Annotated in this window: 7 protein-coding genes; 4 read left to right on the top strand and 3 right to left on the bottom strand. The window is 68.8% G+C overall.

Annotated elements, in window-relative coordinates; translation table 11 throughout:
• Positions 1–12: 12 nt before the first annotated feature.
• On the bottom strand, positions 13–993 hold the full coding sequence (locus tag AB0O34_RS33670; RefSeq protein WP_363922477.1) for an ABC transporter substrate-binding protein: 981 nt from the start codon (positions 991–993) through the stop codon (positions 13–15).
• 73 nt (positions 994–1,066) lie between these two features.
• Positions 1,067–2,089, bottom strand: coding sequence for a LacI family DNA-binding transcriptional regulator (locus AB0O34_RS33665; protein WP_363922475.1), 1,023 nt, complete (start codon positions 2,087–2,089; stop codon positions 1,067–1,069).
• A 425-nt stretch (positions 2,090–2,514) separates the two neighbouring features.
• Between AB0O34_RS33665 and AB0O34_RS33660 the strand changes: the two genes are divergently transcribed.
• The 4 genes from AB0O34_RS33660 to mmsB all read left to right on the top strand — a co-directional run bounded on the left by AB0O34_RS33660 (position 2,515) and on the right by mmsB (position 7,947).
• Entirely contained in the window at positions 2,515–3,501 is a 987-nt protein-coding gene (locus AB0O34_RS33660; protein WP_363922479.1) for a LacI family DNA-binding transcriptional regulator, read from the top strand.
• A 373-nt stretch (positions 3,502–3,874) separates the two neighbouring features.
• Complete coding sequence (chvE, locus tag AB0O34_RS33655; RefSeq protein ID WP_363922473.1) at positions 3,875–5,008, top strand: multiple monosaccharide ABC transporter substrate-binding protein; 1,134 nt, start codon at positions 3,875–3,877, stop codon at positions 5,006–5,008.
• 138 nt (positions 5,009–5,146) lie between these two features.
• The gene (gene mmsA / locus AB0O34_RS33650; protein ID WP_363922471.1) at positions 5,147–6,676 is read left to right on the top strand and encodes a multiple monosaccharide ABC transporter ATP-binding protein; all 1,530 of its coding nucleotides are present in this window, start codon (positions 5,147–5,149) and stop codon (positions 6,674–6,676) included.
• Between the two features lie 5 nt (positions 6,677–6,681).
• A complete protein-coding gene (gene mmsB / locus AB0O34_RS33645; RefSeq protein ID WP_363922469.1) occupies positions 6,682–7,947 on the top strand; it encodes a multiple monosaccharide ABC transporter permease in 1,266 nt (421 codons plus the stop codon).
• Between the two features lie 24 nt (positions 7,948–7,971).
• Here mmsB and AB0O34_RS33640 read toward each other — a convergent pair.
• A partial coding sequence (locus AB0O34_RS33640) for an OB-fold domain-containing protein (RefSeq protein ID WP_363922467.1) occupies positions 7,972–8,413 on the bottom strand: 442 nt, incomplete at its 5' end.

Genomic DNA, 8,413 nt, shown 5'->3' with positions numbered 1-8,413 from the left:
GCCCGCCATGGATCAGTACTTGCGGCTGGGCAGGGCCTGCTTGGCCTGCTCCTGGGTGAAGGCGGACTCCTCGGTCACCACGCGGGCGGGCACCTGCTCGCCCTTGACGACCTTCTTCGACAGGTCCATGAGTTGCGGGCCGAGCAGGGGGCTGCACTCGACGATGTAGTTGATCTTGCCGTCGGCCAGGGCCTGCATGCCGTCGTGGACAGCGTCGATCGTGATGATCTTGATGTCCTTGCCGGGCACCTTGCCGGCGCCTTCGATGGCCTCGATGGCGCCGAGGCCCATGTCGTCGTTGTGGGCGAACAGCACGTCGATCTTGGGGTTGGCCTTCAGGAAGGCGTCCATGACCTCCTTGCCCTTGGCCCGGGTGAAGTCGCCCGTCTGCGAGGCGATGATCTTGAACTTGGGATCGGCGGCGATGACCTGGCCGAAGCCGGCCTTGCGGTCGTTGGCCGGAGCCGAGCCCGTCGTGCCCTGGAGCTCGACGATGTTCACCGGGTCCTTGGTGTCCTTGTACTGGTCGACCAGCCACTGGCCGGCCTTCTTGCCCTCCTCGACGAAGTCCGAGCCGAGGAAGGTCTTGTACAGGCTGGTGTCCTTGGAGTCCACGGCCCGGTCGGTCAGGATGACCGGGATCTTGGCGTCCTTGGCCTCTTTCAGCACGGTGTCCCAGCCCGACTCCACGACCGGCGAGAAGGCGATGACGTCCACCTTCTGCTGGATGTAGGAGCGGATTGCCTTGATCTGGTTCTCCTGCTTCTGCTGGGCGTCGGAGAACTTCAACTCGACGCCGGCCGCCTTGGCCGACTCCTGGACGGACTTGGTGTTGGCGGTGCGCCAGCCGCTCTCGGCACCGACCTGGGCGAAGCCCATGGTGATCTTGTCGTCGCCTCCCGAGCCGCTCGAGGTGGCGCCGCCGCTTCCGCATCCGGCCAGGATTGCCGCCATGGCGGTGGCCAGTAATAGTGTCGTGACTCTCTTCACCACTGTGGGGGGTCCTTCCTGCTATGAACGCCGGCCCCGCTGTCGGGGTCCAGTGCCCTTGTCATGTCGCGAACGGTCAGCGCGGGGAGGCGGTGCTGGCCCTGGCGACGAACCGGGGAGGCACGATGAGGCGCTCTCGCGCGCACTCGTGGCCCGTCTCGATCTGCCGCAGCAGCACCTCGATGCTGCTCCTGCCTACGGCCGCGAAGTCCTGTCTGATGGTGGTGAGGGGCGGGAGAAAGAACTCCGCCTCAGGGATGTCGTCGAAGCCCACGATGCTGATCTGCTCGGGGACCTTCACTCCTTCTTCGTTCAGCGCGCGCAGGACGCCGAGCGCCATCTGGTCGTTGGCCACGAAGACCGCGGTGACCCGGTCGGCCATCGCGAGAAGCCGGCGACCCGCCGCGTACCCCGAATGCGGGCTCCAGTCCCCGGCCAGCGCCTCGGGAGGCGTCCGGCCTGCGGCTTGGAGGGCCGCGCGCCAGCCCTCGATCCGGCCCTCGGCCTCCAGCCAGTCGGAGGGGCCGCTGACGTGCCAGACGGTGCGGTGTCCAAGGTTCAGCAGGTGCTCGGTGGCCAGCCGGGCGCCGCCGACCTGGTCCACGCTGACCACCGACACCTCGCCCACGTGCTGGCCCTCGACGGCCACCGCGGGCATGTCCCGGGGAAGGCTTTCGAAGGCGCGGGCCGCCGAGCGCTGCGGCGCCACCACGACGATCCCGTCGACTCCCTGGTCGGCCAGGTAGTCGATGGCATCGCGCATGCCGGCCGTGTCGATGGTGCGCAGGCTGACGATGCTCACGAAGTAGCCGGCCGCCCTGGCCGCCTGCTCGATGCCGTCGACCGTGCTGGCCGGGCCGTACAGCGTGGTGTTGAAGCCGACCACGCCCAGCGTCCGCGAGTGGCGGGTGACCAGTGCGCGAGCGACGAGGTTGCGGCGGTAGCCGAGCCGGTCGATCGCCGCGAGGACCCGGGTGCGGGTCTCGGCGCGGACGTTGGGATGGTCGTTGAGCACCCGGGAGACCGTCTGGTGCGACACGCCCGCCGCCTTGGCCACATCGGCCATGACGGGGGAGCGGCGCTCTCCACGTGGTCTCACCGCCCACTCCTCTCCCTCATCTGGGCAAGACTGTGAACGCTAACAAGAGGGTTAGTCAAGGAGTTTCAAGGTCACGGTCCGGTCACGTCGAAACGTGCCGTTAACCTTTATTGACGCCGGGGCCCTCGCAACGTTTACCGGTGCGCGCCCCCGTGCCGCCACCAGGCGAGCTGCCGCCACGCCGCCGAAGGCGGGTCGGCCGGGGCTGCGCCGGCGTGGACCCCGCGATGCCGCTCAGGCCATGTTGTGTGCGCTAACAGCTTCGGGCCCTCTGAGTGCCCTCTCCGCTGGGACACGGGTGTCACAAGGCCCGATCGGCCCTGGGACACTGGCATTGCGTCCGCACGGCCGCCAGGCGTGGCGGGGCCCGTTCAACGACCGAGTGAGGTAGCCAAGTGAGCACAAGGAGCGTACGCGAGCCGGCCATGACGGACGTCGCACGCCTCGCCGGAGTCTCCCACCAGACGGTGTCCCGGGTACTCAACGGTCATCCGAACGTCCGCGAGCAGACCCGGCTCCGCGTGCGCGCCGCCATCGCCGAGCTGGGCTACCGCCCGAACCGCGCGGCGCGCATCCTGGTCACCGGGAAGTCCCAGGTGATCGGGGTCATCGCGCAGAGTTCCACGCTGTACGGGCCGATGTCGATGCTGTCGGCGTTCGAGCAGGCCACCGGCGCCTCCGGGTTCGCGGTGAGCGTCGGCAGCGTCCGAAGCCTCGACCGCCGCTCGGTCGCCGAGGCCGTCGAGCGGCATCTGGACCAGCGGGTGGCGGGCATCGTGATAATCGCGCCGGTGGTCTCCGCCAACGAGGCCTTGGACGACCTGCCGGTCGACATCCCGCTCGTCACCATCGACGGCGATCCCGAGCGGTCGATCCCTTTGGTCACCGTCGACCAGGAGGCCGGCGCCCGCGACGCCACCCGGTGCCTGCTCGAAGCGGGCCACCGGACGGTGTGGCACGTGTCCGGGCCGTCCGACTGGTTCGACAGCGCCGGCCGGGTCCGTGGATGGCGGCGCGCGCTGGAGGAGGCGGGCGCCGAGGTGCCGCCGCTGGTGTCCGCCGACTGGACCGCCGCCTCCGGCTACCAGGCCGGGCAGATGCTGGCCCGCATGGCGGAGGTCACGGCCGTCTTCGCCGCCAACGACCACATCGCGCTGGGCATCCTGCGGGCACTGAGCGAGCGCGGGCGCCGCGTCCCCGACGACGTGAGCGTGGTGGGCTTCGACGACGTGCCCGAGGCCGGCTACTTCATCCCGCCGCTGACCACGATCCGCCCGGACTTCAACGCCGTCGCCACGGCGAGCCTCAGCGTGCTGCTGCGGCAGATCGACCAGGGGGAGCGGGGATGCGAGCGGCGTACGATCGCGCCGGAGCTCGTGGCCCGGAAGAGCGTCGCGCCGCCAGGCGGATGACCGGGCGAGGCTCGGCCGGGTAGGCCCCGTCGCGCCCCGATCCGCTCCCGGAAGCGCTCGCTCCCACGGCCACCGAGGCGAAATGCCTGGCAGACGAGAATTTCCACCTTGTTACAGCGAAGTTATCGGACTCTATTGACAGCGAAATTGTTAGCGATAACACTATCCGCTCAGGCGTAACGCACTCACGCTCGCCTGATAGGGATACGGGAGGTCGCCGTCCACGCCGGCCGGGCGCGCCCGGGGGTGCTCGCCGGCCGATCGAAAGCCGCCTCGCCTCGGCCGACCCGCCAGGGGTCGCGCCCGAGGTCTCCGCCAGGCGTCTGGTCCTACCCGCCCGCATCGGGCCCCCCCACCTGCAAGGAGCAGAACGATGAGATTCGGAAGACTGGCGACGGCGGTCTCCGCCCTGGCGCTGGCCTCGGTCATGACGGCATGCGGCTCCACGCAGAAGACCGCCGACGTCCAGGCCACGCAGAGCGCCGGCGGCAACAGCGGCGCCCTGGTGGGCGTCACCATGCCGACCAAGTCATCGGAGCGCTGGATCCACGACGGCGACAACGTCAAGGCGAGCCTGGAGAAGCTCGGCTACAAGGTCGACCTGCAGTACGCGGAGAACGACATCCCGACCCAGGTCAACCAGCTCGAGAACCAGATCACCAAGGGCGCCAAGCTGCTCGTCATCGCCTCGATCGACGGCACGGCGCTCACCACGCAGCTCCAGGAGGCGGCCGACAAGCACATCCCGGTCATCGCCTACGACCGGCTGATCCGCAACACCCCCAACGTCGATTACTACGCCACCTTCGACAACTTCAAGGTCGGCGTGCAGCAGGCCACCTCCCTGCTCGTCGGCCTGAAGCTCAAGAACGAAGACGGCTCGGACGGCGCGGCCAAGGGCCCGTTCAACGTCGAGCTGTTCGCCGGCTCGCCGGACGACAACAACGCCACCTTCTTCTTCAACGGCGCCATGTCCGTACTGCAGCCCTACATCGACAAGGGCACCCTGAAGGTCAAGAGCGGCCAGAAGGACTTCAAGACCGTCGCCATCCTCCGCTGGGACCCGGCCACCGCGCAGAAGCGCATGGAGGACATCCTGACCAAGACCTACAGCGGCGGCGACAAGGTCGACGGCGTCCTGTCGCCCTACGACGGCCTGTCGATCGGCATCCTGTCGGCGCTGAAGAGCAACGGCTACGGCACCTCCGGCCAGCCGTACCCGATCGTGACCGGCCAGGACGGCGAGCTCGCCTCGGTCAAGTCCATCATCGCCGGTGAGCAGTTCTCCACCATCTACAAGGACACCCGCCAGCTCGCGGACGTCACCGTGAAGATGGCCGACGCCGTCCTCAAGGGCGGCAAGCCCGAGGTGAACAACACCAAGGACTACGACAACGGCAACAAGGTCGTCCCGTCCTACCTGCTCGACTCGGTGATCGTCTACAAGACGAACTACCAGAAGATCCTGGTCGACTCCGGCTACTACACCCAGTCGCAGCTGGGCTGATCCCATCGGGGTGGGGGGGCGGGGGCGGGGGGGGCCCCCCCCCAACCAGAAAGGCGCGCGGCCCCGTGGGGCGCTGAGCGCGGGCGCCGGGCCCAGGGCGCCGCACCCCGCCGTGACATCCCGAGAGACGTGAACGAGATGACCGACGACATTCTGCGGATGCGTGGAATCACCAAGACATTTCCCGGAGTCAAGGCACTTCAGGACGTGAACCTGTCCGTGCGACGCGGGGAGATCCACGCCATCTGCGGTGAGAACGGCGCGGGCAAGTCGACCCTCATGAAGGTGCTGTCCGGGGTGTACCCCCACGGCTCCTACGACGGCGAGATCTCCTTCGACGGAGAGCCGTGCCACTTCTCGGACATCCGGGACAGCGAGCAGCGCGGGATCGTCATCATCCACCAGGAACTGGCGCTGTGCCCCCAGCTGTCGATCGCCGAGAACATCTTCCTCGGCAACGAGCGGGCGACGCGCGGCCTGATCGACTGGAACCGCACCAACCACGAGGCGGGTCGGCTACTGGAGCGGGTGGGGCTGGCGGAGAACCCCGTGACCCCGGTGGCCGACATCGGCGTGGGCAAGCAGCAACTGGTCGAGATCGCCAAGGCCCTGTCGAAGGAGGTGCGGCTGCTCATCCTGGACGAGCCGACCGCCGCGCTGAACGACGAGGACTCCGCCCACCTGCTCGAACTGCTGCGCGGCCTGCGCGACGAGGGCATCACCTGCGTGATCATCTCGCACAAGCTGAACGAGATCGCGGCCATCGCCGACTCCATCAGCATCCTGCGCGACGGCCGCATGATCGAGACTCTCGACATGAAGGCCGACAACGTCACCGAGGACCGCATCATCGCCGGGATGGTCGGCCGCGACCTGGAGCACCGCTTCCCGCCGCACGAGCCGAACATCGGTGAGGAGGCGTTCCGCATCGAGGACTGGACGGTCCACAGCTCCACCCAGCGTGGCCGGGTGGTGGTCTCGGGGGCCAACCTGACGGTGCGCCGAGGCGAGATCGTCGGGCTCGCGGGCCTGATGGGCGCCGGGCGCACGGAGCTCGCCATGAGCGTCTTCGGCCGGTCCTACGGCACCGACATCTCGGGGCGCGTCTACCGGGACGGCAGGCAGGTCGAGATCCGGTCGGTGCGCGACGCCATCAAGCACGGCATCGCCTACGCCACCGAGGACCGCAAGCGCTACGGGCTCAACCTGATCGAGGACATCAAGCGGAACATCTCGGCGGCCGAGCTGTCCAAGCTGGCCCGTCGCGGGTGGGTCAACGACAACGAGGAGTACCGGGTCGCCGAGGAGTTCCGCAAGAGCATGAACATCAAGGCGCCCAGCGTGCTGAGCGTCACCGGCAAGCTCAGCGGCGGCAACCAGCAGAAGGTCGTCCTGTCGAAATGGATCTTCACGGACGCCGACGTGCTCATCCTGGACGAGCCGACCCGCGGCATCGACGTGGGCGCGAAGTACGAGATCTACTCGATCATCAACCGCCTGGCCGACGAAGGTAAGGCGGTCCTGGTCATCTCTTCGGAACTGCCCGAACTGCTGGGCCTGTGCGATCGGATCTACGCCATCTCGGCCGGACGCGTCACGGGCGAGGTCCGGCGTGAGGACGCGACCCAGGAACGGCTGATGCACTACATGACGAAGGAACAGGAGTAGATCCGATGAGCAGCATCTCGCCCGCCAACGCCGATGTCGCCCCCGGCGGGATGGACACTGGCCCGGCCCAGCCGCCCCGCCGTACGTCACTGCTCGGCATCTCGCTCAACGTACGGCAGAGCGGCATCTACATCGCCTTCGCGCTGATCGTCGTGCTGTTCTCCGTGCTGACCGACGGTGCCCTGCTCGAACCGCAGAACATCTCCAACATCATCGTTCAGAACTCCTACATCCTGATCCTGTCCATCGGCATGATCCTGATCATCATCGCCGGGCACATCGACCTGTCGGTGGGCTCGGTGGTCGCCGTCACCGGCGCCATAGCGGCCGTGCTGATGGTGAACTACGGCCTCCCGTGGCCGCTCGCCCTGCTCATCACCCTCGTCGCGGGCGGCGTCATCGGCGCCTGGCAGGGCTACTGGATCGCCTACTACGGCATCCCGGCGTTCATCGTCACGCTGGCCGGCATGTTGCTGTTCCGCGCGCTCACCCTCACCGTGCTGGGCAACCAGGGCATCGGCCCCTTCCCCGACGCGGTCCGCACGCTGTCCAACGGCTTCACCGACGGCTACCTCGGCAACATCGGCCTCGGCCCTCTGGGCGGCGCCGACCTGTTCAGCATCCTGGTGGGCGTCGTGGCGGTCGCGGGCATGGTGGCGGCCCAGTGGCGCACCCGCGCCGCGCGGCTGCGCTACAGCCAGAGCGTCGATCCGCTGCCGCTCTTCCTCCTCAAGATCGGCGCCGCGGCGGCCGTGGTCATCGCCATCGTGGTGCAGCTGGCCCGCTTCAAGAACCTGCCGTGGGTGCTCGTGCTACTGGCGTTCCTGGTGCTGGGCTACTCCCTGGTCACCACCCGCGCGGTGTTCGGCCGGCGCATCTACGCCATCGGCGGCAACCTGCAGGCGGCGGTCCTTTCCGGCGTCAAGGTCAAGTCGGTGGTCTTCTGGATCTTCGTCAACATGGGCGTGCTCTCGGCCCTGGCCGGCGTCATCTTCGCGGGCCGGCTCAACCAGGCGGGGCCCACGGCGGGCAACGCGTTCGAGCTGGACGCCATCGCGGCCGCGTTCATCGGCGGCGCGGCCGTCCAGGGCGGCGTGGGCAAGGTCGTCGGCGCCATCACCGGCGGCCTGATCATGGGCGTGATCAACAACGGCATGTCGCTGATCGGCGCGCCCAGCGAGCGGGTCATGCTCGTCAAGGGCGCCGTCCTGCTCGCCGCCGTCGCCTTCGACGTGTGGACCAAGCGGCGCGCCGGAGCGGCCCGCCAGTGATCCGGCCCGTAGGGCGGACGGCGCTCAGAGCGGTACGAAGACCGGCACCGCCTCGCCGTCCTCGGGCCGCTCGAAGGCCGCCCGCACCCGCGATCCGGCGGAGACGTCCTCCGGCTCCATACCGGTGACCTGGGCCTGCAGCCACGGCCCCTCGTCCAGCTCCACGATGGCGACGACGGTCCTGGGGCCGGGCTCGCCGTCCCGGGAGCGGCCGTGCACGACGGACCAGCTGATCACGGTCCCCGTCCCGGCGGCGGGGGTGAGGGAGGGGCCGGGCGATCCGCAGTGCGCGCACGTCCGCTCCTGCGGGGCGCTGAAGCCGCCGCATCGGCCGCACCGGCCGATGAGCAGGTCTCCCCGCGCCGTGCCGTCGAAGAAGACGGCGGTGGCGGCGTCGCGGTGGACGATTCCCACGGGCATGTGCGTGCTCCTGTCAGGTCTGCGGGCCGGCCGGGTGTGCGGGCTC

The sequence above is a fragment of the Sphaerisporangium sp. NPDC088356 genome (assembly GCF_040685555.1).
GTDB lineage: Bacteria > Actinomycetota > Actinomycetes > Streptosporangiales > Streptosporangiaceae > Sphaerisporangium.
This window is presented reverse-complemented; position numbering and strand designations above follow the sequence as displayed.

Bases quoted from the DNA above. Each gene is read 5' to 3' on its own strand.
- AB0O34_RS33660 (WP_363922479.1), top strand. From the start codon at position 2,515: ATGACGGACGTCGCACGCCTCGCCGGAGTCTCCCACCAGACGGTGTCC.
- chvE (WP_363922473.1), top strand. From the start codon at position 3,875: ATGAGATTCGGAAGACTGGCGACGGCGGTCTCCGCCCTGGCGCTGGCC.
- mmsA (WP_363922471.1), top strand. From the start codon at position 5,147: ATGACCGACGACATTCTGCGGATGCGTGGAATCACCAAGACATTTCCC.
- mmsB (WP_363922469.1), top strand. From the start codon at position 6,682: ATGAGCAGCATCTCGCCCGCCAACGCCGATGTCGCCCCCGGCGGGATG.